General features: G+C 75.7%; 20 protein-coding genes and 3 pseudogenes. 21 read left to right on the top strand and 2 right to left on the bottom strand.

Translation table 11 applies throughout. The features are described from left to right. Positions 1 to 116 precede the first annotated feature (116 nt). From BJF88_RS06900 to BJF88_RS06845, 12 genes and pseudogenes are all read left to right on the top strand, one after another. Positions 117 to 1,751, top strand: coding sequence for a BCCT family transporter (locus BJF88_RS06900; RefSeq protein WP_075828264.1), 1,635 nt, complete (start codon positions 117 to 119; stop codon positions 1,749 to 1,751). Positions 1,752 to 2,125: 374 nt separating this feature from the next. Continuing rightward, on the top strand, positions 2,126 to 4,036 hold the full coding sequence (gene typA / locus BJF88_RS06895; RefSeq protein WP_075828263.1) for a translational GTPase TypA: 1,911 nt from the start codon (positions 2,126 to 2,128) through the stop codon (positions 4,034 to 4,036). A 25-nt stretch (positions 4,037 to 4,061) separates the two neighbouring features. After that, the gene (locus tag BJF88_RS06890) at positions 4,062 to 5,546 is read left to right on the top strand and encodes a DUF6113 family protein (protein ID WP_075828262.1); all 1,485 of its coding nucleotides are present in this window, start codon (positions 4,062 to 4,064) and stop codon (positions 5,544 to 5,546) included. A 639-nt stretch (positions 5,547 to 6,185) separates the two neighbouring features. Next, on the top strand, positions 6,186 to 6,980 hold the full coding sequence (locus BJF88_RS21540; RefSeq protein WP_255371836.1) for a hypothetical protein: 795 nt from the start codon (positions 6,186 to 6,188) through the stop codon (positions 6,978 to 6,980). After that, positions 6,977 to 8,677 carry a VanW family protein gene (locus BJF88_RS06875; protein WP_075828284.1) on the top strand — a complete coding sequence of 567 codons (1,701 nt, stop codon included), beginning with the start codon at positions 6,977 to 6,979 and terminating at the stop codon, positions 8,675 to 8,677. Before BJF88_RS21540 ends, BJF88_RS06875 begins: the two co-directional genes overlap by 4 nt. A gap of 23 nt (positions 8,678 to 8,700) precedes the next feature. After that, positions 8,701 to 9,225 carry a hypothetical protein gene (locus BJF88_RS21535; protein ID WP_255371832.1) on the top strand — a complete coding sequence of 175 codons (525 nt, stop codon included), beginning with the start codon at positions 8,701 to 8,703 and terminating at the stop codon, positions 9,223 to 9,225. Further along, positions 9,150 to 9,623: a hypothetical protein gene (locus BJF88_RS21530; protein ID WP_255371831.1), complete on the top strand. Its 474-nt coding sequence runs from the start codon at positions 9,150 to 9,152 to the stop codon at positions 9,621 to 9,623. Before BJF88_RS21535 ends, BJF88_RS21530 begins: the two co-directional genes overlap by 76 nt. Further along, positions 9,620 to 10,576 (top strand): prephenate dehydratase domain-containing protein, encoded by a 957-nt coding sequence (locus tag BJF88_RS06865; RefSeq protein ID WP_075828259.1) that lies wholly within the window; start codon positions 9,620 to 9,622, stop codon positions 10,574 to 10,576. The genes BJF88_RS21530 and BJF88_RS06865 overlap by 4 nt, the downstream gene beginning before the upstream one ends. Continuing rightward, positions 10,573 to 12,018, top strand: a complete 1,446-nt coding sequence (locus tag BJF88_RS21525; protein ID WP_083648949.1) for a prephenate dehydrogenase/arogenate dehydrogenase family protein — start codon at positions 10,573 to 10,575, stop codon at positions 12,016 to 12,018. Before BJF88_RS06865 ends, BJF88_RS21525 begins: the two co-directional genes overlap by 4 nt. Positions 12,019 to 12,138: 120 nt before the next feature. After that, positions 12,139 to 12,456, top strand: coding sequence for a ferredoxin (gene fdxA, locus BJF88_RS06855; protein WP_075828257.1), 318 nt, complete (start codon positions 12,139 to 12,141; stop codon positions 12,454 to 12,456). A gap of 17 nt (positions 12,457 to 12,473) precedes the next feature. Further along, positions 12,474 to 13,610, top strand: coding sequence for a succinyldiaminopimelate transaminase (gene dapC, locus BJF88_RS06850; RefSeq protein ID WP_075828256.1), 1,137 nt, complete (start codon positions 12,474 to 12,476; stop codon positions 13,608 to 13,610). Between the two features lie 127 nt (positions 13,611 to 13,737). Continuing rightward, positions 13,738 to 15,035: pseudogene (locus BJF88_RS06845) on the top strand (citrate synthase). 1,101 nt (positions 15,036 to 16,136) lie between these two features. On the opposite strand, the gene dapD reads toward BJF88_RS06845, so the two are convergent. Then, positions 16,137 to 17,129 (bottom strand): 2,3,4,5-tetrahydropyridine-2,6-dicarboxylate N-succinyltransferase, encoded by a 993-nt coding sequence (gene dapD, locus BJF88_RS06835; protein WP_075828255.1) that lies wholly within the window; start codon positions 17,127 to 17,129, stop codon positions 16,137 to 16,139. 35 nt (positions 17,130 to 17,164) lie between these two features. Between dapD and dapE the strand changes: the two genes are divergently transcribed. The 7 genes and pseudogenes from dapE (at position 17,165) to BJF88_RS21510 (ending at position 23,402) form a co-directional block, all read left to right on the top strand. Then, complete coding sequence (gene dapE / locus BJF88_RS06830; protein ID WP_075828254.1) at positions 17,165 to 18,313, top strand: succinyl-diaminopimelate desuccinylase; 1,149 nt, start codon at positions 17,165 to 17,167, stop codon at positions 18,311 to 18,313. A gap of 73 nt (positions 18,314 to 18,386) precedes the next feature. Continuing rightward, positions 18,387 to 19,190 (top strand): TIGR00730 family Rossman fold protein, encoded by an 804-nt coding sequence (locus tag BJF88_RS06825; RefSeq protein WP_075828283.1) that lies wholly within the window; start codon positions 18,387 to 18,389, stop codon positions 19,188 to 19,190. 5 nt (positions 19,191 to 19,195) lie between these two features. Further along, positions 19,196 to 20,157: pseudogene (gene folP, locus BJF88_RS06820) on the top strand (dihydropteroate synthase). Beyond that, positions 20,154 to 21,386 carry a hypothetical protein gene (locus BJF88_RS06815; RefSeq protein ID WP_255371830.1) on the top strand — a complete coding sequence of 411 codons (1,233 nt, stop codon included), beginning with the start codon at positions 20,154 to 20,156 and terminating at the stop codon, positions 21,384 to 21,386. Before folP ends, BJF88_RS06815 begins: the two are co-directional and overlap by 4 nt. A gap of 170 nt (positions 21,387 to 21,556) precedes the next feature. After that, positions 21,557 to 21,724, top strand: coding sequence for a DUF3117 domain-containing protein (locus tag BJF88_RS06810; RefSeq protein WP_069387794.1), 168 nt, complete (start codon positions 21,557 to 21,559; stop codon positions 21,722 to 21,724). A 410-nt stretch (positions 21,725 to 22,134) separates the two neighbouring features. Continuing rightward, complete coding sequence (locus tag BJF88_RS21515; RefSeq protein WP_255371829.1) at positions 22,135 to 22,992, top strand: M17 family metallopeptidase; 858 nt, start codon at positions 22,135 to 22,137, stop codon at positions 22,990 to 22,992. Further along, positions 22,989 to 23,402, top strand: coding sequence for a hypothetical protein (locus tag BJF88_RS21510; protein WP_075828252.1), 414 nt, complete (start codon positions 22,989 to 22,991; stop codon positions 23,400 to 23,402). The genes BJF88_RS21515 and BJF88_RS21510 overlap by 4 nt, the downstream gene beginning before the upstream one ends. Before the next feature lie 37 nt (positions 23,403 to 23,439). Here the strand turns inward: BJF88_RS21510 and BJF88_RS06795 are convergent. Continuing rightward, positions 23,440 to 24,092, bottom strand: a pseudogene (locus tag BJF88_RS06795) (O-methyltransferase). Positions 24,093 to 24,347: 255 nt separating this feature from the next. On the opposite strand from BJF88_RS06795, the gene sigE reads away from it, so the two are divergent. Both sigE and BJF88_RS06785 read left to right on the top strand, forming a co-directional pair. Further along, positions 24,348 to 24,965: an RNA polymerase sigma factor SigE gene (sigE, locus tag BJF88_RS06790; protein ID WP_075828251.1), complete on the top strand. Its 618-nt coding sequence runs from the start codon at positions 24,348 to 24,350 to the stop codon at positions 24,963 to 24,965. Further along, positions 24,962 to 25,891, top strand: coding sequence for a zf-HC2 domain-containing protein (locus tag BJF88_RS06785; protein WP_075828250.1), 930 nt, complete (start codon positions 24,962 to 24,964; stop codon positions 25,889 to 25,891). Before sigE ends, BJF88_RS06785 begins: the two co-directional genes overlap by 4 nt. Positions 25,892 to 26,070 lie beyond the last annotated feature (179 nt).

Genomic DNA, 26,070 nt, shown 5'->3' with positions numbered 1-26,070 from the left:
AGGCGCCGGGCTCGACGTCGACGGCGACGACAGGACCTGAAGGAGGGGCCGAGCTGCCCCCACCACCCGCCGCGGAGGAGGGCTCCGCGGCGCGGACCGGTCGCCCCGACCCCCGGGTGTTCTACCCCGCGGCCGGGATCATCCTGCTGTTCGTCCTCGCGACCGTGCTCTTCACCGACGCGATGAGCACGGCGATGGACACGCTGCAGAGCGACGTCATCGGCGTGTTCGGCTGGTACTACGTCCTCATCGTCGCGGCCTTCGTCGTCTTCTCGCTGTGGATGGGGCTGAGCCGGTTCGGCGACATCGTCCTGGGCAAGGACGAGGAGGAGCCGCTCTTCCGGCTGCCCGTGTGGTTCGCGATGCTGTTCGCCACGGGCATGGGCATCGGCCTCGTCTACTGGGGCGCCGCCGAGCCGCTGTCGCACTACGTCAGCCCGAAGCCGGGCGTGGAGGGCAGCGACGCGGTCCTCGCGCAGGCGGCCATGGGGCAGAGCTACCTGCACTGGGGCATCCACGCGTGGGCCATCTACGTGGTCGCGGGCCTCTCGCTCGCCTACGCGATCCACCGCAAGGGCCGTCCGGTGTCCATCCGCTGGGCGCTCGAGCCGATCCTCGGCGACCGCGTCAAGGGCTGGCTCGGCAACACGATCGACGTCATCGCGATCGTCGGGACGGTGTTCGGCGTCGCGACGTCGCTGGGCTTCGGCGTCATGCAGATCGCCGCCGGCCTCGGGTTCCTCGACGTGGCCGACCCGAGCCTGGGACTCGAGATCGGCCTCATCGCGGCGATCACCGTGGTGGCGACGTTCTCGGTGGTGTCCGGTCTCGGCAAGGGCATCAAGTGGCTGTCCAACGGGAACATGGTGCTCGCCGGGGTCGTGGCAGTGCTGGTCCTGCTGCTCGGCCCGACCCTTTTCCTGCTGCGCGAGTGGGTGCAGTCGCTCGGGTTCTACCTGCAGAACATGCTCCGCCTGACGTTCGACACGACCGCGTTCCAGGGCGCGGTCGGCCTCGAGTGGCAGTCGGGCTGGACGATCTTCTACTGGGGCTGGTGGATCTCCTGGGCACCGTTCGTCGGCGTCTTCATCGCACGCATCTCGCGCGGGCGCACGGTCCGCGAGTTCGTCCTGGGCACGCTGCTCGTCCCGACCATCGTCACCACGCTGTGGTTCGCCATCTTCGGCGGCTCGAGCCTGTACCGCGAGATCACCGCGCCCGGGAGCATGCTCGAGGACGGAGCCGTCGACCAGGACACCGTCCTGTTCCAGCTGCTCGGCGACCTGCCGTTCGCGACGATCCTGTCCGTCGCGGCGATCATCCTCATCGTCGTCTTCTTCGTGACCTCCTCGGACTCCGGGTCGCTCGTGGTCGACATGCTCGCGTCGGGCGGCAACCCGAACCCGCCCACGTGGAGCCGCATCTTCTGGGCGGTGCTCGAGGGCCTGCTCGCCATCGCCCTCCTCCTCGCCGGCGGGCTCCAGGCGCTGCAGACGGCGGCCATCCTCATCGCCCTGCCCTTCTCGCTCGTGCTGATCGGCATGGCGGTCGCGACGATCAAGGCGCTCAGCGCCGAGCACGCCGCGATCATGCGCGTCGAGCGACGGCAGGCGCGCGCGGCGCTCACCGAGCAGGTGACGACGCGGGTCACCGAGTCCATCTCGGAGCAGTGGGAGGAGCTCTACCCCGACCGGCCGAACCGGTGGCGCGGGCTCGTCCGCCGGCCCGGCGGGCGAGCGCCCAAGCCGTGACCCGCCCCTCCCGGGCGGGCGTGCGGCAGGTCACGGGGTGATGACGAACACATCTCGATCAGGTCTCGGAGGCGGTCCTCCGGTGTCGCGCCGCCGGGTGCCGGGGGACGATCGCCGGCAGGTGGGTGTACGGGCAACGGCGCCGCGTACGCTCGCCGCCCCGTCGTCGGCCCACCCGCCGGCGCGCCCGGGCGGGTCCCCCTTTGCACCCGAGCCGACGACGCGGCGCCGCCGCGCAGGCGACCCGGTACGATAGCCGTGCCCGGGTGACGACCCGAGCGCCCTCCCGACGCCGCGGCGAGCACGCCGGTCCGGTCCAGGAGCGGCGCCGGGGGTCCGTCGCCCCCGTCGACCCCACGAAATGAGAACCGTAGATGTCTGTGCGCTCCGACCTGCGCAACGTGGCGATCGTCGCCCACGTCGACCACGGCAAGACGACGCTCGTCGACGCCATGCTGCGCCAGTCCGGCGCCTTCTCGGCCCACCAGCAGGTCGACGACCGCGTCATGGACTCGGGTGACCTCGAGCGCGAGAAGGGCATCACCATCCTCGCGAAGAACACCGCCGTGCGGTACGCGGGGCCCGCGGCGGCGGCGGTCGGTCAGCCGGACGGCATCACCATCAACGTCATCGACACGCCCGGGCACGCCGACTTCGGCGGCGAGGTCGAGCGCGGGCTGTCCATGGTCGACGGCGTGGTCCTGCTCGTCGACGCGAGCGAGGGGCCGCTGCCCCAGACGCGTTTCGTGCTCCGCAAGGCGCTCGCCGCCAAGCTGCCGGTCATCGTCGTCGTGAACAAGGTCGACCGCCCGGACTCGCGCATCACCGAGGTCGTCGCCGAGACGACCGACCTGCTGCTCGGTCTCGCCAGCGACCTGTCCGACGAGGTGCCCGACCTCGACCTGGACGCGGTGCTCGACGTGCCCGTCGTCTACGCGTCCGCGAAGGCGGGGCGCGCGGCGCTCGACCAGCCGCTCGACGGCGACCTGCCCGCGAACGAGGACCTCGAGCCGCTGTTCACGACGATCCTCGAGAAGATCCCGGCCCCGACGTACGACGAGGGCGCGCCCCTGCAGGCCCATGTCACGAACCTCGACGCGTCGCCGTTCCTCGGTCGCCTGGCGCTCCTGCGCGTCTTCAACGGGACGCTGCGCAAGGGCCAGGTCGTCGCGTGGGCGCGTCAGGACGGCACGCTGCAGAACGTGAAGATCACGGAGCTGCTGGAGACGAAGGCGCTCGACCGCGTGCCGACCGACTCGGCCGGCCCGGGCGACATCGTCGCCGTCGCCGGCATCGCGGACATCACGATCGGCGAGACGCTTACCGACGCCGACGACCCGCGCCCGCTGCCGCTCATCACGGTCGACGACCCAGCCATCTCGATGACGATCGGGATCAACACCTCGCCCCTCGCCGGCAAGGGCGGGAAGGGCCACAAGGTCACCGCACGCCAGGTCAAGGACCGGCTCGACGCCGAGCTCGTCGGCAACGTCTCCCTGCGGGTGCTGCCGACCGACCGCCCCGACGCGTGGGAGGTCCAGGGCCGCGGCGAGCTCGCGCTCGCGATCCTCGTCGAGCAGATGCGGCGCGAGGGCTTCGAGCTCACCGTCGGCAAGCCGCAGGTCGTCACGCGCACGATCGACGGCAGGACGCACGAGCCGATGGAGCGCATGACCATCGACGTGCCCGAGGAGTACCTCGGCGCCGTCACGCAGCTCATGGCCCAGCGCAAGGGGCGTATGGAGACCATGGCGAACCACGGGACCGGCTGGATCCGCATGGAGTTCATGGTCCCGGCCCGCGGCCTCATCGGGTTCCGCACGCGCTTCCTCACCGAGACGCGCGGCACGGGCATCGCCTCGTCCATCTCCGAGGGCTTCGAGCCGTGGGCCGGCCCGATCGAGACCCGCACCACGGGCTCGCTCGTCGCCGACCGCGCGGGCAAGGTCACCCCGTTCGCGATGATCAACCTCCAGGAGCGCGGCTCGTTCTTCGTCGACCCCACGCAGGAGGTCTACGAGGGCATGATCGTCGGCGAGAACTCGCGCAACGAGGACATGGACGTGAACATCACCAAGGAGAAGAAGCTCACGAACATGCGGTCCTCGACGGCCGACAACTTCGAGAACCTCATCCCGCCGCGCCACCTCACGCTCGAGGAGTCGCTCGAGTTCGCACGCGAGGACGAGTGCGTCGAGGTGACGCCCGAGGTCGTGCGCATCCGCAAGGTCCTGCTCGACCAGACGGAGCGCGCCCGCGCCACCGCCCGGGCCAAGCGCGCCTGACCGGCCTGTGACCGGCCGAGCCGCGGTGCCCGCCGGCACGCGGCCCGTCGTCCCCGACGGCGGGCTGGTCGCCGTGCACGCCCACCCCGACGACGAGACGCTCGCCACGGGAGCGCTGCTCGCGACGTGGGCGGCGGCGGGGGAGCCCGTCACGGTCGTGACGTGCACGCGGGGAGAGCGCGGCGAGGTCATCGACACGCCGACGCACCCCACGGGCGTCGGGCACCTCGAGGGGGACGGCCCGGCGCTCGCAACGCACCGGGAGGGCGAGCTCGCGGGCGCTCTCGCGGCGCTCGGTGTGCGCGACCACCTCTTCCTCGACACCGTGCCGGCTGTCGACCGTGGTCCGACGTCCGCGTCCCCGCAGGCCGCGGCCGTCCCGCCCGCCGCGCGGTACACCGACTCAGGCATGGCCTGGGCGGCGCCCGGCATCGCGCGGGCGGCGGCGGAGGCGTCCCTGCCGGACGGCGCCTTCGTCGCGGTCCCGCTCGACGAGGCGGCGGCCCGGCTCGCCACGGTGCTGCGCGACCGGCGACCCGCCGTCGTCGTCACCTACGAGAGCGGGGGCGGCTACGGCCACCCCGACCACGTGCGGGCGCACGAGGTGACGCGGCGCGCCGTCGAGCTCCTCGGCGCGTCGGGGGAGGAGACGCCCGCCTTCTGGCAGGCGGTCGCGCCGGAGCGGACGGTGCGCGCCGCGCGGCGCGCGCTCGCGGACCGGCCCGAGGTGCGCGAGCTCCTCACCGGGGAGGGCGCCCTGACGCTCCCCGACCCGGACGCGACGCTCCCGCCCCTCGCGGTGCCCGACACCGCGGCGGCGGGCGCACCGCCGCTCGTGGCCGTCGGCGTCGCCACGGTCCTGCCGGCGGTGCACGGGGCGATGCGTGCGCACGCGACGCAGGTCCAGGCCGTGAGCGCGGCGGGCACCGGCGTGGAGCCGAGCGACGGCGAGCCGCTCGTCGGGTGGTACGCGCTGAGCAACGACGTGCTCGCGCCCATCCCTTCACACGAGTTCTACGCGCCTCCCGCGCCGCTGTGCGGGCCCTCCCGGAACGCCGGGCCACCGACCGATAGCCTTTCCGACGTGGAGACGAGCACGGGACGCATGGTCGGTCGCGCCGCGGCGTGCGCGCTGATCGGCGCGGTCGTCGGGCTCGTCGGCACGGTCGCCCACCGTGCTCCCGTGGTCGACGTGCCGGCGCTGCACCTCGGGCTCGTGCTCGCCCTGCTCGCGGTGCTCGCGGCGAGCGTGCTCGCGCGTGCGTGGGGCGGCTACACCGGTCTGGTCGCCTTCGGCGTCGGCTGGGTCGCCGTCGTGCAGGTGCTCGCGATCGAGGGCCCCGGCGGCGACGTGCTCGTGCCGAGCCAGGTCGTCGGCTACGTCTGGATCTACGGCGGCATGCTGGTCGTCGCGGCGGCGGCCTTCCTCCCGCGGTCGTGGTTCAGCGAGCGCCCGGTCCGGCCGGCGCTGCACGAGCGCCCTTCCGGGCGCAACGGACATCGGGCGTAGACCGGCCCGGATAGACTTCGACGTGCGGGAGACCGCACACCCCTCGTCGTCGCGCGGGACGCCCGCGCGCCTTTCGTCACGGAGACTGTGGATGGGTCAGCCGACCGAGCGAGACGATGCTCTCGAGACGCCCGAGGACGCCCTGGAGCCGTCCACGGACGCCGCGCCGACCGCGGACAGTCCCGCGGCCGACGCGCAGGGCGGGGTGCCTGCGGGGTCCGACGCCGCGGGGGCGGCCTCCCCGGGCTCGCCGTTCGACGACGACGAGGCTCCCTACGTGCCCCGCGTCTTCGCCTTCGACCCGGACGCCCAGGCGGCCGAGCGCGCGCCCGTGCCGGACGACGCGCCCGTGCCTGACGACGCGCCCGTGCCTGACGACGCGCCCGTGCCGGACGACGCGCCCGTGCCGGACGACGCGCCCGTGCCGGACGACGCGCCCGTGCCCGGTCCGGCGCGGCCGACCCCGAGCCGGCGGCTCCCGAACCGACCGCGGCCGGGTCCACCACCGGCGAGGCCACGGCTGTCGGGTCCACCACCGGCGGGCCGACCACCGGCGAGCCCGTCACCGGTGAGCCCGTTGCTGCCGACGTCCCCTCGGGGCGACCGGACGGTGCCGGGCCCACGGCTGCCGATCCCGCCATGGCCCAGCCGGACGCCTCCGGCCCCACGCCTCCCGAGCCGACCGCCGACGCGTCCGCGACCGTGCCGGTCGAGCCCGTGGAGCGTGCTGAGCGCGACGGGGGCGACGAGCCCGTGGAGCGCGCCGAGGCCGACCCGGGCGACGACGCCGAGCAGCGCGTCGACGCCGAGCGGAGCGACGAGGCGGAGCAGCCCCTCCCGCGCGACGGCCAGCGCCGTGCGGCCGAGCCCGCCGAGGGCGACGAGACGCGCGTCGTCCCGGTCGTCGACCCCGTCGACCCCGCCGGCGACGCCCGCGGAGCCCGACGCTCCCGCCGACGCCACGGCCAGCGCCGTGCGGCCGAGCCCGCCGAGGGCGACGAGACGCGCGTCGTCCCGGTCGTCGACCCCGTGACCCCGCCGGCGACGCCCGCGGAGCCCGACGCTCCCGCCGACGCCACGCAGGTGCTGCCGCCCGTCGAGCCCTGGGCACGTCCCGCCGGGCCGGTGCGCACGTCGGTGCTCCCGGGCGCCGCCGCCGGCGCCGGCTCGACCCCGACCGAGCCGTCCGCCCCGGACACGTCGGCGACCGGCCCGGCCCTCGCCGACCCCGCCGACCCGGCCCGGCCGACCTGGCCCCCGCCGACCCGGCTCCCGCCGACCCGGCCTTCACCGACCCGGCCCCCGCCGACGCAGCGCCGACCGACCCGGACCCGACCGCGCCCGCAGGTCCGCACCCGTCCGAGGAGGAGCCCGCGGGCGCTCCCGCCGCGGCAGGACCGTTCGGCCCCGTGCCGCCGGACGAGGAGCGCGTGACGTCACCGTTCGACGGTTTCGAGGAGGACGCGCCGCGGCGCGGCTGGGTGCGCGGCCTGCTGTGGACCGGCGTGGGCGTCCTCGTGCTCGGCGGCCTCTACGCCGCGGCGCAGTGGTACGTCGCGGACAAGGTGCCCAGCGACACCACGGTCGCCGGGGTGGACGTGGGCGGCCTCTCGCGCACGGCGGCCGCGGAGGAGCTGAGCGCGTCGGTCGGCGCGCGCGCGGCGGAGCCCGTGACGCTCTCCGCGGGCGACGCGACGACGACCATGGACCCGGCGGCGGCCGGGCTCACCTTCGACGCGGACGCCACCGCGGCCGAGCTCACCGCGTTCTCGCTGGACCCCGTCCGGCTCTGGGACCACGTCGTGGGCGGCGGAGAGCAGGAGCCGGTCGTGCACGTCGACGACGCGGCGCTCGACGCGCAGGTCGAGGCGCTGCGCGGCAGCCTCGAGACCGAGCCGGTCGACGGGACGGTCCAGTTCGTGGACGGTGCGCCGACCGCGACGCCCGCGGCCGACGGGACCGAGCTCGTGGCCGACGAGGCGGCACGGAGCATCGAGGAGGGCTGGCTCGTCACCGACGGCCCCATCGAGCTCGAGACCGAGCCGGTCGGCCCGGACGTCACGCAGGAGGAGACCGACGCGGCGCTCGCGGTGGCGCAGCAGGTGGTCTCCGCCCCCGTCGTCGTCGCGGTGAGCGACCAGTCCCCGGAGCTCCCCGTGGAGGTGCTCGCGGGCGCGGCGTCCTTCACGCCGACGGACGGCGACCTCGCCCTCGCGTTCGACGGCCCGCTGCTCGTCGAGGCCGTCGTCGAGCGGACGAACGACCTGCTCACCGCGGCGGACGACGCCCACTTCGAGTTCTCCGGCGGCGTACCGGTCATCACCGGCGGCGAGCCGGGCACGACCATCGACCCGGCGGCGATCTCCGAGGCCGTCGAGACGGCCGCGACGTCGACCGACCGGACGGCCGCCGTCGAGCTCGTCCAGAGCGACCCGGAGCAGTCCGTGGCCGCGCTCGAGGCGCTCGGGGTGAAGGAGAAGGTCTCGGAGTTCTCCACGCCGCTGACGAACAACGCCGTGCGCACGGAGAACCTGCGCGTCGGCGCCAGCAAGGTGAACGGGCAGCTCGTGCTGCCGGGCGAGACGTTCTCGCTCACCGAGGCGCTGTCGCCCATCACCGTGGCCGGCGGCTACCGCTCCGCGGGCATCGTCGAGAACGGCCGGCACATCGAGGGCGTGGGCGGCGGCCTGTCGCAGATGGCGACGACGACGTACAACGCGGCGTTCTTCGCCGGCCTGGAGGACGTCGAGCACCGCCAGCACAGCTACTGGTTCTCGCGGTACCCCGCGGGGCGCGAGGCGACGATCTACGTCGGCGCGCTCGACCTGAAGTTCAAGAACGACACCCCGTACGGCGTGCTCATGCAGTCGTGGGTCTCCGGCGGCGAGCTCCACGTGGCCGTCTGGAGCACGAAGCACTACGAGGTGGAGACGAGCGCGAGCGGTCGCTCGAACGTGGTCCCGCCCACGACGGTCACGCAGTCCGGTCCGGACTGCGCCCCGACGCCCGCGGGCAACCCGGGCTTCACGATCACCAACTACCGCAAGGTCTACCTCGACGGCGAGCTCGTCAAGGACGAGGCCGACCGCTGGACGTACAAGCCGGACAACGAGGTGGTCTGCGCTCCGTGAGCGCGACCGGACGAGGAGTGAGGATGCTCGGACGCAGCGAACGGGAGTCGGGGGCGCACGCCCTGCTCGCGGCGACCGCCGCGGACTGGGTCGAGGGCGACCCCGCCGAGGCGGACGCCCTCCTCGACCTCGGGTCGACGTCCGCGACGCTGTCGACGGTCGCGAGCATCGAGGGACTGGCGGCCGTCGTGCACCTGGGCCACCCCGCCCAGCCCTCCCACGACCTCGAGCGCGCGCTCCTCGCCGCGCCGCCCTCGCTCGTGCTCACCTCGGCGGTCGCGGTCCCGGCCTCGTGGGTCTGGGTCGGCCGGTCGGCGCGCGCCGAGGACGCGGCCGGCCCGGTCGTCGTCGACGAGGCCGGCATGCGCGACCGCCGGCACGCCCTGCGCGCGATGGGCATGACGCCGCAGCTCGTGCCGACGCGGATGCCTCTCGAGCAGCGCGTCGCGCTCGCGGGGCCGACGGCACGCTCGTGCTCGAGCGTTCGGCCGCGGCCGCCCTCCCGTCCGGGCTCGGGTTCGCCGAGCTGCCCGGCAGCGAGCGGCTGACCGACGGGCCGCCCGTGTGGTACGGGCTGCTCGAGTCGCGCGACGCCGCGCCCCGCCCCGACGGGACGGCCCAGGTGTGGCTGGCGTTCGGACCCCACGACGACCACCGCGGCTCGCTCCAGCAGACGCTCGGGCTCGTCGCCGCGGCCGGCATCGACCTCCAGCACCTGCGCAGCCACCGCTCGCAGGCCGGGCCCCACATCTTCTTCTCCGCCTTCTCGTGCCCGGACGCGGACGTGCTGGCCGCGCTCGTGCGCGACTTCGACGAGCGCGGCGTGTCCCACCGCGTGCTCGCGGTCCTGCCCGGGCACGAGTTCGTGCCCGGGCCCGACGCGCTCGAGCCGCGCTGGAGCGCGTCGACGCTCGTGCGCGGCGCCGGCGAGCACGCGCCCGCGTGAGCGGCGTCGGCTACCTCGGCCCCGAGGGCTCGTTCACGCACCAGGCCGCGGTGGGGTGGGCCGGCCGCCACGGCGGCGCCGCGCCGCTGGTCGCGCGCGGGACCGTGGGCGACGTGTTCGCGGCGGTCGCCGACGGCGGTGACGCGCGCGGCGTCGTCGCGATCGAGAACACGGTCGAGGGGTACGTCGTGCCGTCGCTCGACGCGATCGTCGGCAGCCCCGACGTCGTCGCGGTCGACGAGGTCGTCCTCGACATCGAGTTCGACGCCTTCGTGCGCCACGACCACGGCCGGCTCACCGAGGTCAGCGCGCACCCGCACGGCCTCGCGCAGTGCCAGGGGTTCGTCGGGCGCACCGGCCTGCGCGCGGTCCCGGCGGCGTCGAACGCGGCCGCGTGCCGGGACGCCGGTCCGCACCAGGTCGCGCTGGGGCCGCGCATCTGCGGCGAGCTGTACGACCTCGCGACGTACGAGCGCGGCGTCGAGGACTTCGCCGGCGCCCGCACGAGGTTCCTCGTCCTCGCCACGCGTGCCGCGGCACCGGCGGTGCTCGCCCGGGCCCGCGAGACCCACGACGGCGCGTGGCGCACGATGCTCGCCGTGACCCCCGTCGTCACGGGGCCGGGGGTGCTCGCGCGCATCACGCGGTCCTTCGGCGAGCGGGGCGTCAACCTGTCGAGCCTGGTCACGCGACCGCTCAAGCGCGTGCACCGGGTGGCCGGCGCGTACGTCTTCGTCCTGACGGTCGACGCCGCGCCGTGGGAGCCCTCGGTGCGTGCGGTGCTCGAGGACCTGCTGCGCGCGGGCGACTCGCTCAAGACCCTGGGCGTCGTGCCGGCGCGCGGCGAGCTCGACGAGGGCGTGCACGCGGACGTCGACGCGGCGCACGTCCCGGTCGGCAGCGTCGGCCCGGCCACGCCCCCCGCGGCGCTCGCGAGCGGGTTGCTGTGGTGAGCGCCGGGAGCGCCGGGAGCGCCGGGAGCGCCGGGAGCGCCGGGAGCGCCGCGGGGCCCGTCTCGGTCGCGGTCGTCGGGCTGGGGCTCGTGGGCGGGTCCGTCGCGCGCCTGCTGCACGCCCGCGGCGTCGCGGTCACGGGGTACGACACGACGGCGGCGACGTGCGACGCGGCGCGCGCCGCGGGCCTGCCGGTCGCGGCGGACCTCGAGACGCTGTGCGCGCCGGAGCCGGACGTGCTGGTGCTCGCCGTGCCGCTGCGCGCGATGCGCGCGGTCGCGACGGAGGTCGCGCGGCACGTGCGCGGTACGACGGTCGTGACGGACGTCGGCAGCGTGAAGGGCGCGGTGCGCGAGGCGGTGCGCGCCGCCGGGCTGGACGCCCGGTACGTGGGCGCCCACCCGATGGCCGGCACGGAGCGCTCGGGCTTCGGGGCGTCGGACGCGGCGCTGCTCGACGGGGCGCGCTGGGCGGTCACGGTCGACGGCTCGACTCGCCCGGACGCGCTCGCCGCCGTGCTGGGCCTCGTGACCGGACCGCTCGGCGGGACGGCGCACGTCGTCACGGACGACGTCCACGACGAGTCCGCGGCGCTCGTCAGCCACGTCCCGCACGTCCTCGCGACCGAGATCCTCGGCGTCGTGGCCGACGCGCCGGTGCGCGACGTCGCGCTCGGCCTCGCCGCGGGCAGCTTCCGGGACGGCACGCGCGTCGGACGCACCGACCCGCGGCGCACCGAGGCGATGGTGACCGACAACGCGGCGTGGGTGGCGTCCGCCCTGCGCGTCGTCGTGCGCGACCTCGAGCGGCTCGTGCAGGCGCTCGAGTCGAACGGCCCCGTCGGACCGTTCTTCGACCGCCCGGACCCGGTGCGCGCCCTCCTCTCCGCGGACCAGGGCGCGGGCCGCGACGCGGACCACGAGCAGCGTGTCGAGCTCGACGGGGCGGCCGGTGGCGGGAGGCGCTCACGACCTGGGTGCGGCCGGGCGCGTCGTCGTCGGGGTCGAGGACGGGACCGTGGTCGTGCGCTGAACGGCGTGCGGCGACGCCGTGGGTCTCACGCCGGGCGACGCGGCGGGCGCGGGGGGACGACCTTGCCGGCGACGACCGCGTCGAGCGGCACGACGACGAGCGCCGGCTCGGCGTCGCGCGGGCCGTGGCCGCGGTGCGGCGCGCCGCCGCCCGCGTCCTCGCGGAGCGTGAGCGCGCGCGGCGTGACGCTCACGACGACGCCGATGACGTCCGTGAGGGTCTTGCCCGCCACCGCCTCGGAGTCGTCGAGCCGACGGCGGACGACGACGCGCGTCCCGGGGGCCCACGCGCGCCACGGCCGGTCCCCGGCATCGCCGCCCGGGGCCGCCGGGCGGGGTCCCGGCTCGTCGTGGGTCATGTCACGTCCGTCCACTGGCTGGTCCGTGGCGGGCGACCACCGCCCGACCTGAGCGATACTAGACGGGCATGCCCTCCGGACCGCGCGCGGCCAGGACGACGACCCGTGCCCACGGGGCGCCGTCGCCGCTCCCGCCGCGCGGTCCGACCGTCGCCAGAAAGGTTCCCCGGTCGTGACCTACGTGATCGCCCAGCCGTGCGTCGACGTCAAGGACAAGGCGTGCATCGAGGAGTGTCCGGTCGACTGCATCTACGAGGGCAAGCGGTCGCTGTACATCCACCCGGACGAGTGCGTCGACTGCGGCGCGTGCGAGCCGGTGTGCCCGGTCGAGGCGATCTACTACGAGGACGACGTCCCCACGGAGTGGAGCGACTACTACCGCGCCAACGTGGAGTTCTTCGACGACCTCGGCTCGCCCGGCGGCGCCGCCAAGATGGGCCTCATCGAGAAGGACGACCCGGCGATCGCGGCGCTCCCGCCGCAGGCCTGACCTCCGCGTCGTCGGTCATGGGACTCGCCGACCTCTCCGGCCTCGCCTACCCCTGGGACACGCTCGGCCCGTACGTCGAGCGCGCGCGCTCGCACCCGCGCGGGCTCGTCGACCTGTCGATCGGCACGCCCGTCGACCCGACGCCGCCGGTCGTCCGCGACGCGCTCGCCGCCGCCGCCGACGCGCCGGGGTACCCGACGACGCACGGCACGGCCGCGCTGCGCGAGGCCGTGTCCGCGTGGTTCGCCCGGCGGCGCGGCGTGCCGGGCCTCGACCCGGCGGCCGTGCTGCCGACGATCGGGAGCAAGGAGCTCGTCGGCCTGCTGCCCTCGCTCCTGCGCCTCGGGCCCGGGGACGTCGTCGTGCACCCGCGCACCGCGTACCCGACGTACGACGTCGGGGCCCGCCTCGCGGGCGCGACGCCGCTCGCCAGCGACGACGTCGAGGAGTGGGCGGGTCGCGACGACGTGCGCCTCGTGTGGGTCAACTCCCCGAGCAACCCGACCGGGCAGGTGCTCGGCCGCGCGCACCTCGCCCGCGTCGTCGAGGCGGCCCGCCGGACCGGTGCGGTGGTCGCGAGCGACGAGTGCTACGCCGAGCTCGCGTGGGACGAGCCGTACGCGTCGGGCGGCGTCCCGAGCGTCCTCGACCCGGCCGTCTCGGGCGGCTCGCACGACGGGCTGCTCGTCGCCTACTCGCTCTCGAAGCAGTCGAACCTCGCCGGGTACCGGGCGGCGTTCGTCGCCGGGGACCCCCGGCTCGTCGCCGACCTGCTGGCCACGCGCAAGCACCTGGGGATGATCGTCCCGGCGCCGGTCCAGGCCGCGATGGTCGCGGCGCTGTCGGACGACGCGCACGTCGCCGCCCAGCGCGCGGTCTACGCCCGCCGGCGCGCCGCGCTCGTCGGCGCGCTCGGGGCGGCGGGGCTCGCCGTCGACCACTCCGAGGCGGGCCTGTACCTGTGGACCCGCCGGGCGGGGGAGCGCGACGGCGCCGCCGACTGCTGGGACACGGTGTCCGCGCTCGCCGACCTCGGCATACTGGTCGGGCCGGGCGCGTTCTACGGGGCCGCGGGCGCGGGCCACGTGCGCGTGGCCCTCACCGCCCCGGACGAGCGCGTGCAGGAGGCCGTGGCGCGACTGTCGGGAGGCTGATCCTTGGGTGTGACCCGGCTCACGGTCGCGTGACGATCGTGTGGCGGTCCTGGATTGGTCACGTGCTGCGAGCGCGCGGTACGGTCGAGCGCGCGGCAACGGCGCGAGCAGCAGCAGGAAGGGAACCATGACCACCACCCAGCAGGCGACGGTCCGCCTCCTCGTCGACGACCAGGCGCAGGACCTGCCCGTGGTCGCGGCGTCCGAGGGCAACGACGGCATCGTCGTGTCCTCCTTGCTCAAGTCCACCGGTCTCGTCACGGTCGACCCGGGCTTCATGAACACCGCCTCGTGCGAGTCGAGCATCACGTACATCGACGGCGAGGCCGGCGTCCTGCGCTACCGCGGCTACCCCATCGAGCAGCTCGCGGAGAGCTCGAGCTTCCTCGAGGTGGCCTACCTGCTCATCCACGGCGAGCTGCCCGACGCCGCGACGCTCGACGCCTTCGTCGAGCGCGTCAACCGCCACACGCTCGTGCACGAGACTTCCGCACGTTCATGGGGACGTTCCCGCGCGGAGCGCACCCCATGTCGGTGCTGTCGTCGGCCATCAACGCGCTGTCGACGTTCTACCCGGAGTCGCTCGACCCGTTCGACGACGACACGGTGGAGCTCGCGACCGTCCTGCTGCTCGCCAAGACCCGCACCATCACGTCGTACCTGCACCGCCGCCGCGTCGGTGAGCCGCTGCTCTACCCCGACTACTCGCGCGGCTACGTCGACGACTTCCTGCGCATGACGTTCGCGACCCCGTACCAGCAGTACGAGGCCGACCCGGTCGTGGTCGACGCGCTCGACAAGCTGCTCATCCTGCACGCCGACCACGAGCAGAACTGCTCGACGTCGACCGTCCGGATCGTCGGGTCGTCGCACGCGAACCTCTACTCGTCGGTCGCGGCGGGCGTCAACGCCCTCTCCGGCCCGCTGCACGGCGGCGCCAACGAGGCCGTGCTCGCGATGCTCGACAAGATCGCGAACGCCGAGTACGACGTCGACACCTTCATGCGCAAGGTGAAGAACAAGGAGGACGGCGTCCGCCTCATGGGCTTCGGCCACCGGGTCTACAAGAACTACGACCCGCGCGCGGCCATCGTGAAGAAGTCGGCGGACGCGGTGCTGTCCACGCTGGGCAAGAAGGACGAGCTGCTCGACATCGCGATGCGGCTCGAGGAGATCGCGCTCCACGACGACTACTTCATCGAGCGCAAGCTCTACCCGAACGTCGACTTCTACACCGGCCTCATCTACAAGGCGATGGGCTTCTCTCCCGCCATGTTCACGCCGCTGTTCGCGCTCGGCCGCATGCCGGGCTGGATCGCCCAGTGGCGCGAGATGATGAAGGACCCGCAGACGAAGATCGGCCGCCCGCGCCAGGTCTACACGGGCGCGACCGAGCGCGACTACGTCGGCGTCGCCGACCGCTGACGGCACCGGCCGCCGTCTGCTCCGGACGCCGCGTCCCCGCCGGGGGCGCGGCGTCCGTGCGCACGGGCACGCCGAGCCACCGGGCGGGCCGCCGCCGGCGCGGTCAGAGCGACGGGACGGTCGCGACGGTGAGCCGGACGGCGCCCGTGGGCGGCGGCGCGGTCGCGTCCTGCGCCTCCGGGTCGACGGCCGTCCACGTCGGGTCCTCGCGGGACCAGCGACGGTCGCGACCTCGACACCGACGACATGCGTCGCGTCCGCCGAGGCGACGGCCCACTGCGCGACGGCCCAGGCCGCGCGCTCGGGACCGCCGTCGCCCGCCGCCGTGGGCAGGGCGGCGGTGTCGACCGTGACGACACCGGCGGCGGGGTCGCCGACGGGGGAGACGGGCAGGCCGCCGAGGTCGCGCGCGAGGCGCCCGACGAGCGGGGCGGTCGGGTCCTCACGGTGCTCGGCGAGCTGCTCGGCCGAGACCGCCGCGAGCTCGCACGTGACGGTCGCAGGGGAGTACCCGGTCAGCGACGACGCCCAGGCCCGCGACCGTGGCTCGTGCTGGGCGTAGGCGTCCGGGAACGCGGAGCGCTGCACGGTCTGGGCCGCGACGGTGATCTCCATGTCCTCGTAGCCCTCGACGGTGTCGAGGACGTCGTAGAACGCGTTCGTCGAGTACACCGGGTCCATGATCTGCTCGACCGTGCCCCAGCCCTGCGACGGGCGCTGCTGGAACAGCCCGACGGAGTCGCGGTCGCCGTAGTCGATGTTGACGAGCCGCGACTCCTGCAGGGCGGTCGCGATCCCGATGGTCGCCGCACGGGCGGGCATCCCCCGCCGCAGGGACGCCGCGGTGACGAGCGCCGCGTTGTCCGCCTGCGTGACGGACAGGTACCACGTCCGGTCGTCCGCGGTCGCGGCGCAGCGCTCGGCCACCGGCGTGCCGTCGTCGAGGCGGTTGAGCGCCACGACGACGGCCCCGGCGCCGACCGCGGTCACCGTGAGGAGCGTGACGGCGGCGCGCAGCGGACGGCGGCGCCGGGACGGGCGTCCCGGGCGGCCGCGCGCGCTGCGGTGGGGGGACATGGCGTCGCCGCGGGGTGCAGGAGCTCAGTTCACGTGCAGCGCCGCGTTGAGCTCGACGCCCGCCCCCGTGCGCGACACGGCCTCGACGCCGCCCGTCACCGAGTTGCGCCGGAAGAGCAGGCCGTCGCGCCCGGCGAGGTCGCGGGCCTTGACGACGAGCGGAGCGCCCGAGGCGTCCGTCTGCCCGACGACGGTGACCTTCGTGCCCGCGGTCACGTAGAGCCCGGACTCCACCACGCAGTCGTCGCCGAGCGGGATGCCGAGGCCCGCGTTCGCGCCGAGGAGCGAGCGCCGGCCGACCGAGATGACCTCGCGCCCGCCGCCCGAGAGCGTGCCCATGATGGAGGCGCCGCCGCCGATGTCGGACCCGTCGCCCACGACGACGCCCGCGGAGATGCGTCCCTCGACCATCGACGCCCCGAGCGTGCCGGCGTTGAAGTTGACGAAGCCCTCGTGCATGACGGTCGTGCCCGCGGCGAGGTGGGCGCCGAGCCGGACGCGGTCCGCGTCGGCGACGCGCACGCCCGCCGGCACGACGTAGTCGACCATGCGGGGGAACTTGTCGACGCCGTACACCGTGACGGGCTGCCCGGTGGCGCGCAGGCGCAGGCGGGTCTCCTCGAAGCCGTCGGCCGCGCACGGGCCGTGGTTCGTCCAGACGACGTTGGGCAGCACGCCGAAGACGCCGTCGAGCGACAGCCCGTGCGGGGCGACGAGCCGGTGCGAGAGCAGGTGCAGGCGCAGGTACGCGTCCGCGGTGTCGGCCGGTGCGGCGTCGAGGTCGATCTCGGTGCGCACGACGCGCACGTCCACCCGGCGCACCTCGTCGCGGTCGGCCAGCGCCTCGAGGGAGGCGGGCACGGACGCGTCGGCGGGCGCGGCGCCCAGCGCGGGGGACGGGTACCAGACGTCGAGCACGGTGCCGTCGTCGGTGACGGTCGCGAGGCCGAGGCCCCATGCCGTGCGCGACGCGGAGGCGGCCGTCGCGGGGTCGTTCGCGGGGGTCGCTGCAGTCATGAGGACCAGCCTATCGGCGCCGGTAGGGTGCGGGGATGACCCTCCCCAGCGAGCGCCACCCGAACCGGTCCGCGGCGGCACCCGCGCCGCTCGAGCCCACGGGCGACCTGCTGACCCTCTTCCGGGCGGTGTGCGACGTCCCCTCGGTCAGCGGCGGGGAGGGCGCCCTGGCGGACGCCGTGGAGGCGGCGCTGCGCCCGTACGCCCACCTCGAGGTCGTGCGCGACGGCGACGCGGTGGTCGCGCGCACCACGCTCGGGCGGGAGCGACGCGTCGTCGTCGCCGGCCATCTCGACACCGTGCCGCTCACCGACCCGCCGAACCTGCCCACGCGCGTGGTGGGGGAGGGGCCCGACGCGGAGGTCTGGGGCCGCGGGACGGTCGACATGAAGGGCGGCGTCGCGGTCCAGCTCGCGCTCGCGGCCGAGCTCGACGCCCCGGCCCGCGACGTCACGTGGATCTTCTACGACAACGAGGAGGTCGCGTCCGATCTCAACGGTCTCGGTCGCCTCGCGCGGAACCGGCCCGACCTGCTGCAGGGGGACTTCGCCGTCCTCGGCGAGCCGACGTCGGCCGGGCTCGAGGGCGGGTGCAACGGCACCCTGCGGGTCGAGGTCCGCGTGCCCGGCGTCGCCGCCCACTCGGCGCGCGCGTGGACCGGGTCGAACGCGATCCACGCCGCGCACGAGGTCCTGGACCGGCTCGCGGCCTACGTGCCGCGCGACGTCGAGGTCGACGGGCTCGTGTACCGGGAGGGCATGAACGCCGTCGGCATCCGGGGAGGCGTCGCCGGCAACGTCGTGCCCGACGAGTGCGTCGTCACCGTGAACTACCGCTTCGCGCCGTCGCGGTCGGTCGCCGGGGCGACGGCGCACGTCGAGGAGCTGTTCGCCGGGTTCGAGGTCGTCGTCACGGACGCCGCGCCGGGCGCCCGACCCGGCCTGGACGACCCGCTCGCCGCCGAGTTCGCCGCGAGCGTGCTCGCCGTCACCGGAGGCGCGCCCGCGCCCAAGTACGGGTGGACCGACGTCGCCCGCTTCGCGGAGCTCGGCGTGCCGGCGGTGAACTTCGGGCCCGGCGACCCGCTGCTCGCGCACAAGGACGACGAGCGCTGCCCCGTCGACCAGCTCGACCTGTGCCGACGCGCGCTGCGTGCGTGGCTCGTCGGCAGCACCCCGGCATAGGCTCGTGCGCATGAGCGACACCATCCGCGACGACGGCACCGGCGGCATCGACGAGGACGGCTCCGACGAGGGCATGCCCGAGAGCGGCTCCGGGTACCGCAAGGGTCCCGTCCTGCTGCGCGGGAGCCAGATCCCGCGCCAGACGACCGACCAGCGCCTGCTCGACTCGGGGCAGAGCGCCGACTGGGTGCACAGCGACCCGTGGCGCGTCATGCGGATCCAGAGCGAGTTCGTCGAGGGCTTCGGGGCGCTCGCCGAGCTCGGCCCGGCGGTGTCGGTCTTCGGGTCGGCGCGCACGGGCCCGGACCACCCCGACTACGCCCTGGCGGAGGAGGTCGGGCGGCGTCTCGTCGCCGAGGGGTACGCCGTGATCACGGGAGGCGGGCCCGGCATCATGGAGGCGGCGAACAAGGGCGCCGCCGAGGCGGGAGGGACGTCCGTCGGCCTCGGCATCGAGCTGCCCTTCGAGCAGGGCATGAACCCCTGGGTGAACCTCGGTGTCAACTTCCGGTACTTCTTCGCGCGCAAGACGATGTTCGTCAAGTACGCGCAGGGCTTCGTCGTCCTGCCGGGCGGATTCGGGACGTTCGACGAGCTCTTCGAGGCGCTCACCCTCGTGCAGACGCACAAGATCACCGAGTTCCCGCTCGCTCTCGTCGGCTCGGACTACTGGGGCGGGCTCCTGGAGTGGGCGCGCACCGCGGTCGTGGACCGCGGCATGATCCACCCCGCGGACCTCGACCTCGTCCACCTGTGCGACGACCCCGCCGAGGCGGTCGACTACGTCTGCGAGCGGGGCGCGCAGCTGCGCGCCGAGGAGCGCGAGGCCACGGCGGCGCTCGCGGCCGACCAGCGCCGCGCCGCCGGAGCCCGCTGACGGCGGTGCGCGCCGACGGCCCGCCCCCGACCGGCACGTCCTCGACCGGCACGCCCCCGCTCGACGTCCCCCCGGCGTCCGCCCCGCTCGTGCTGCGCGGGCGCCGGCTCGAGCGGCCCGTGGTCATGGCGATCGTCAACCGCACCGACGACTCGTTCTGGGCCGGCGCGCGCCAGCTCGACGACGGCGCGGCGCTCGCCGCGGTCGCCCGTGCCGTCGAGGAGGGGGCGCAGATCGTCGACGTCGGCGGCGTGCGCGCGGGCGTCGGCCCCGAGGTCCCCGTCGCCGAGGAGGTGCGGCGCGTCGTGCCGTTCGTCGCGCGCGTGCGCGCCGACTTTCCCGACCTGCTGGTCAGCGTCGACACCTGGCGCGCGGAGGTCGCCCAGGAGGCGGCGTCGGCGGGTGCCGACCTCGTCAACGACACGTGGGCGGGCCACGACCCGCGCCTGGTCGAGGTGGCGGGCGAGCACGGCGTCGGCGTCGTGTGCTCGCACACCGGCGGGGCCGCGCCGCGCACCGACCCGTTCCGCGTGGCGTACCCGGCGCGCCCGGGTGCGGCCGACCCGCGAGACGGCATCGTCCAGGACGTGGTGACGACGCTGCGGGCCGCGGCCGAGCGTGCGGTCGCGTGCGGCGTGCCGCGGGAGTCCGTCCTCGTGGACCCGACGCACGACTCGGGAAGAACACGTGGCACTCCCTGCACCTCCTGCGGCGCACGCCCGTGCTCGCCGGTCTCGGGTTCCCGCTGCTCATGGCGCTGTCGCGCAAGGACTTCGTCGGCGAGACGCTCGGCCTGCCCGCCGACGAGCGCCTCGAGGGCACGCTCGCGGCGACCGCGCTGGCCGCCTGGCTCGGCGCGCGGGTCTTCCGGGCGCACGACGTCGCGGCGACGCGCCGCGTGCTCGACATGGTGGCGGCCGTGCGGGACGAGCGGGCGCCGTCCGCGGCGGTGCGAGGCCTCGCGTGACCTCGGCCGGGGCCGCGCGCCGGGTGACGGCCGTGCGGACCGTGCACCGGCGGCACGCGCTGCTCCCGACCTCGTGGCCCTGGTGGGTGCAGGCGCTCGCCGTGTACGGGCTCGCGCGCGCCGTCAGCGCGGTCGTCCTCCTCGTCGTCGCGCGCACCCAGGCGGCCAACCCGTGGACCGATCCCGCGCCGTCGTACGTCGCCTACGCGGGCCGCATGTGGGACGGGAGCTGGTACCGCGAGATCTTCGAGACGGGGTACCCGGACGTCCTGCCGGTGGGACCGGACGGCGCGGTGCTGCAGAACCCCTGGGCGTTCTTCCCGCTGTTCCCGACGCTCGTGCGCTGGCTCGACGCGCTGACGGGCGCGGGCTGGGACGTGCTCGCCCCGACGCTCGCGCTCGTCTGCGGCGCCGGTGCGGTCGTGGTGGTGCACCGGCTCGTCGCGACGGCCGGTGCCGCCGCGGTCGAGCGGCGTCCCGGGCTGCCGCTGGCCACGGTGCTGGTGGTCAGCGTGTTCCCCTCCAGCCCGGTGCTCCAGGTCGCGTACACGGAGTCGCTCGCGCTGCTGCTCGTCGCCGGCTCCCTCCTGCTCCTCGCGCGCCGGCGGTACGGGTGGGCGGCGCTCGCGATCGTGCTGCTGGGCCTCACGCGCGCCGTCGCGCTGCCCATGGCCGCCGTCGTGCTGTGGCACGCGCTGCAGCGGCGCCGGCGCGGCGACCTGCGCGCGCCCGACGTCGCGCGCCTCGCCGGGCTGCTCGTGTCGGCGCTCGGCAGCGGCGTGCTGTGGCCGTGGGTCTGCGGGCTCGTCACCGGGGTGCCCGGGGCGTACTTCCGCACGCAGGAGGCGTGGCGCGGCGGGGCGGACGTCGTGCCCGTCGTCCCGTGGGTCGACGTCTCGCGGTGGCTGTTCGACGACGCCGGCCCGTGGCTGCTCGCCCTGCTCCTCGTGCTCGTCGCGGCGCTCGTGCTCCACCCGGTCGCGGCGCGGCTGGGCCCCGAGATGCACGCGTGGTCCGGGGCGTACCTCGCCTACCTGGTCGCCACGGTGCAGCCGGGGACGTCCCTCGTCCGCTTCCTCCTCCTGGCCTTCCCGCTGGGGGCCGTGACGGTGGGCTGGACCCGCTCGCGCGCGTGGCTCGCCGGGGTGGCGCTCGTGTGCGTGGCGGGTCAGGCGTGGTGGGTCTGGGAGCTGTGGCGGCTGGTCCCGCCGTCGGGGTGGCCCCCGTGATGCCCGAGATGTCGGTGCACGTGAACTAGACTGTGCCGCGGGCGTCGTCGGAGGTCGGGCGCGCGTCCCGGGTGCGCCGGACGGCTGCCCGGGCCACGCGACGGGCCACGGAGGGCGCCCCACCCCCGCGCACGCGGGGCGGACCGGGACGAAGAAATGGAGAGCCACCAATGGCTGCGATGAAGCCGCGGACGGGTGACGGCCCGCTGGAGGTCACCAAGGAAGGGCGGGGCATCGTCATGCGCGTCCCGCTCGAGGGCGGGGGGCGGCTCGTGGTGGAGCTCAACGCGACCGAGGCGAGCGAGCTCGGCGACGCGCTCCAGGCCGTGGTGGGCTGATTGGTCGCTCGTGAGCGCGGCGCGGTGACGACCGCCGCCCCCGACGTCCCGCGCGCGCTGCCCGAGGTGGTCGCGGCGCGGGGCGCCGTGCGCGAGTCGCCGCTGCTGACGGACGACGCGGCGCGGGGCGCCGTGCGCGAGTCGCCGCTGCTGACGGACGACTCGTCGCGGCGGTGGTCGTCGCGTCGCGCCCGCGCGCGAGGACGGCGAAGGGCTCCAGCCGCGGGCCGGCACCGTCGACGCGGCGGTGCGCTACGGCGTCGACCTGGCCGAGCTCGCCGAGCGTTCCGGCGGGCCGGGGTTCCGCGGCGCGGCCGGCGACGTCGTGCGCGTCGACCTCCCGCGCGCCCACGTCGGGTCGCGTCGCGCCTGCCTGGGCCGGGCTGCCCACGCGGCTCGTGCTGCTGGGCGTGGGCAGCGGCGACGACGCGTCGCTGCGCCGGGCCGGCGCCGCGCTCGCCCGCGCGTCCCGGGGGCTCGAGCGCGTCGTCAGCGCGGTCACGGCGGACGCCGGGCCGACCGGGGTGCACGCGTTCGTCGAGGGCTACCTCCTCGCCGCGTACCGGCAGCAGCGTCGCGGCCGGCCGGCGGACGCCGCCGCGCGCGCGAGCGACGCGCCGGCCGAGCAGCTCGTGCTGCTCACCCCGGACGGGCGCCCGGACCCGGAGCCCGCCATCGAGGCGGCACGCCGCGGTGCCCGGGCCACGTGGCTCGTGCGCGACCTGGCGAACGCGCCCGCGGACGTCAAGGGCCCGCAGTGGCTGGCCGACCGTGCGCGGCAGCTGGGCGAGGAGCACGGCCTCGACGTGGAGGTCCGCGGCCCCCGCGAGCTCGCGGCGGACGGCTTCGGCGCGCTGCTCGCCGTCGGTGCCGGCTCGGCGCGTCCCCCGCGCCTCGTGACGGTCTCGTACGACCCGCGCGAGCACGGCGTGCTCCCGGCCGGAACCCCGGCGCGGCACGTCGTCCTCGTCGGCAAGGGCATCACGTACGACACCGGCGGCCTGTCGATCAAGCCGCGCGAGGCCATGGTGCCGATGAAGACCGACATGGCCGGGGCCGCCGTCGCGCTCGCGGTCGTGCTCGGCGCGGCGCAGGCGCGCCTCGACCGGCGCGTGACCGCGGTCCTGCCCCTCGCCGAGAACCACGTGGGTGCGGCGTCCTACCGCCCGGGCGACGTGCTGCGCACCTTCTCCGGCCGCACCGTGGAGGTCGCGAACACCGACGCGGAGGGCCGTCTCGTCCTCGCCGACGCCCTCGCTTCGCCGTGAGCCGGCTCGCGCCCGACGTCCTCGTCGACGTCGCCACGCTCACCGGCGCGGCGACCCTCGGTCTCGGCCGCGGGCACGGTGCCCTGTACGCGACGGACGACGCCGTGGCGGACGCCGTCGAGGCCGCGGCCCGCGAGACCGGCGAGGCGGTGTGGCGCATGCCGCTCGTCGAGGACTACGTGGGTGCGCTGCGCTCGGACGTGGCCGACCTGCGGCACGTACCGCTCGAGAGCCCCGGAGGCGGGTCGATCACGGCCGCGCTGTTCCTGCGCGAGTTCGTCGGAGCGGTGCCGTGGGCGCACCTCGACGTCGCGGGCCCGGCGCGCTCGGGCGCGGAGCGGCACGAGATGGTCGAGGGCGCGACCGGCTACGGGGCACGGCTGCTGCTCGCCGCGCTCGGCGACCTCTGACCGCGGGCGTCCGCCGCCGGCGCCGCGCGGTGAGCCGTCAGCGCCGTACGGCGAGGAGCAGCCCGTCGCCGCTCGGCAGGAGCGCGGGAAGGACGCGCTCGTCCCGGCGCAGCGCGCGACCGACCTCGCGCACGACCGTGGTCACCTCGTCGCGCCGCGCCGGGTCGGCGACACGGTCCTGGTGCAGCGCCCCGTCGACGGCCAGGACGCCTCCCGGGCGCAGGAGCCGCAGACCCTGCTCGACGTACTCGGGGTAGCCGAGCTCGTCCCCACCGACGAGGACGAGGTCGTACGCGCCGTCGGTGAGCCGGGGGAGCACGTCGCTCGCCCGGCCCGGGATGGTGCGCGTGCGCGTGGGCGCCACGCCCTCCTCCGCGAAGGCCTCCTTCGCGGCGCGCTGGTGCTCGACCTCGACGTCGATGGTGGTCAGGACCCCGTCGGCGGGCATGCCCCGCAGGAGCCACAGCGACGCGACGCCGGTGCCGGTGCCGATCTCGACCACGGACCGCGCCGCGAGCGCCGCGGCGAGGACCCGCAGCAGGCTCCCGCCCCGGGGAGGATCGCCGGGCAGCCGAGCTCGGCGGCACGGTCGCGGGCACGCAGCAGGACCTCGTCCTCGGGGACGAAGTCCTCGCAGTACACCCAGCCGGCGGCCTTGGCGCTGCGGTTGGTGCCGACGTCGCTCGTGATCGGAGCCTCCGGGTGCTTGTGCTGGTGGTGGTGCTCGTGGTGGAGGTCCACGCCCGCCGCGCCGTGGGCGCGCGGGCCCGGCGCGGTGCGCCGGCTGTTCGGATCGTACCCGGAGAGGCCCACGTCGGCGCGGACGCGCGCCGCCCGACCGGTGGCGCGCCGCGACGCCGAGGTGTGCGCGGGGTGTGGACGTCCGGCGCACGTCCCGGCGGTGCCGGGGAACACGCCTCGGCCTGCGGACGTTGATCTGGGACGATGGACGGTGTGAGCGACAGACGACCGGCGGTGCCGGTCCATCCGCAGGACGACGCCGCAGGGTGGGTGCCACCCTCGTGGGACGAGATCGTCCGCGAGCACTCGGCGCGCGTGTACCGGCTCGCCTACCGCCTCACGGGCGACCGGCACGACGCCGAGGACCTCACGCAGGAGACGTTCGTGCGCGTGTTCCGCTCGCTGTCGAGCTACACGCCCGGGACGTTCGAGGGCTGGCTGCACCGCATCACGACGAACCTCTTCCTCGACCAGGTGCGGCGCAAGCAGCGCATCCGCATGGAGTCGATGGGCGACGACGACGCGCTGTACCCGGCCCGGACCGACCTCGCGGAGCCGGAGCGCGGCTACGAGCACGCGAACCTCGACCACGACGTCCAGCGCGCCCTGGACGCGCTGACGCCGGAGTACCGCGCCGCGGTGGTGCTCTGCGACATCGAGGGGCTGTCCTACGAGGAGATCGCGGTGACGCTGGGGATCAAGCTCGGCACGGTGCGCTCGCGCATCCACCGCGCACGCTCCCAGCTGCGGGCGGCGCTGCCGCACCGCGACCCCGCCGAGCGCCCCGCCGCGGGCGACCTCGCGCCGCAGGGGGCCGCGTGACGCACCTCGGCTCCCGGCTCTCCGCGCTCGTCGACGGCCAGCTCTCCCCGGCCGAGTGCGAGCGCGTCCTCGAGCACGTGGCCGGGTGCCGCGGGTGCGCGGAGGAGCTGGCCGCGGCACGCGCTGCCCGGCGCACGCTGAGCGCGGCCGCGCACGTCGAGCCGGCGCCGGACCTCACGGCGCGCCTGCTCGCGCTCTCCGCGCAGATCCCCCCGAGCGACGAGGACCCGCTGCGCCGTCCGCCGTCCGCCGGCGACCCGTGGGCCGGGCCCGTCGCCGCTCCGGCCGCGTTGCCGCGCGGGGCGTGGCGCGGCGAGCTGCGGGGCGGCGCGGTCCGGCGCCGGCTCGTCGCCCTGGCGGTCGGCGGTGCCGGTGTCGCCGCCGTCGGGCTGTTCGCCCTGGGGCAGAGCCCGACGATCACGCCGAGCCTGCACCGCACCGACCCGCTCACCGTGCTCGCGCAGGCCCCCGGTGCGGCGGCCCCCGTGACCGGTGGAGCGCTGTCGCAGGACGGCACCGCGGCCCTGGCCGGTCTCTCCGGGCACGGCTGGGCGCGGCCGACCGCGCTGCCCGACGGCGTCGCGGTGGTGGCGGTCCGGGACGACGGGGACGTGCTCGAGATCGACCTGCGCACGTCGACGGGCGAGGTCGTCGTCCGCGAGCAGGCCGGCGTGCTGGACCGCGCGGCGCTCGACGGCGTGGGCACGTGGGACGTCGACGGTCGTGCCGTCCACGTGCTGTCCGAGGAGCCGTGGCACGTCGTGTGGCAGTCCGGTGACACCGTCGTCGACGTGGTCGCGGACACGGAGCAGGACGACGTCGCCGACCTCGTGGCGAGCTTCCCCGCCCGTGACTACGATGCCGGGGTCCCGGCGCGCATCTCCCGGGGCTGGACGACCATGACAGGAGCACTCGGCACCTCATGAGCGACCCCACGAGCGGCCGCGACCCGGGCGGGCGTCCTGACGACGCCGCGCACAACCCCTTCGCGCCGCCGTCGGCGTACCGTGCCGCCGTCCCGCTCCCGCCTCCGCCGCCGCCTCCGCACGCGTCGGCCGCAGGGACCCCCGCACCCCGCCACCGTGGGCTCGCGCCGCAGCACGCG

This window comes from Cellulosimicrobium sp. CUA-896 (genome assembly GCF_001942335.1).
GTDB lineage: Bacteria > Actinomycetota > Actinomycetes > Actinomycetales > Cellulomonadaceae > Cellulosimicrobium.
The sequence above is the reverse complement of the archived record's forward strand: the minus strand, read 5'-3'. Positions and strand labels throughout refer to the sequence as shown.

Bases quoted from the DNA above. Each gene is read 5' to 3' on its own strand.
- typA (WP_075828263.1), top strand. From the start codon at position 2,126: ATGTCTGTGCGCTCCGACCTGCGCAACGTGGCGATCGTCGCCCACGTC.
- BJF88_RS06825 (WP_075828283.1), top strand. From the start codon at position 18,387: ATGCCCGAGAGCGGCTCCGGGTACCGCAAGGGTCCCGTCCTGCTGCGC.
- dapD (WP_075828255.1), bottom strand. From the start codon at position 17,129: ATGACTGCAGCGACCCCCGCGAACGACCCCGCGACGGCCGCCTCCGCG.
- dapC (WP_075828256.1), top strand. From the start codon at position 12,474: ATGGGACTCGCCGACCTCTCCGGCCTCGCCTACCCCTGGGACACGCTC.
- BJF88_RS21540 (WP_255371836.1), top strand. From the start codon at position 6,186: ATGGCCCAGCCGGACGCCTCCGGCCCCACGCCTCCCGAGCCGACCGCC.
- BJF88_RS21535 (WP_255371832.1), top strand. From the start codon at position 8,701: ATGCTCGGACGCAGCGAACGGGAGTCGGGGGCGCACGCCCTGCTCGCG.
- BJF88_RS06810 (WP_069387794.1), top strand. From the start codon at position 21,557: ATGGCTGCGATGAAGCCGCGGACGGGTGACGGCCCGCTGGAGGTCACC.
- dapE (WP_075828254.1), top strand. From the start codon at position 17,165: ATGACCCTCCCCAGCGAGCGCCACCCGAACCGGTCCGCGGCGGCACCC.
- sigE (WP_075828251.1), top strand. From the start codon at position 24,348: ATGGACGGTGTGAGCGACAGACGACCGGCGGTGCCGGTCCATCCGCAG.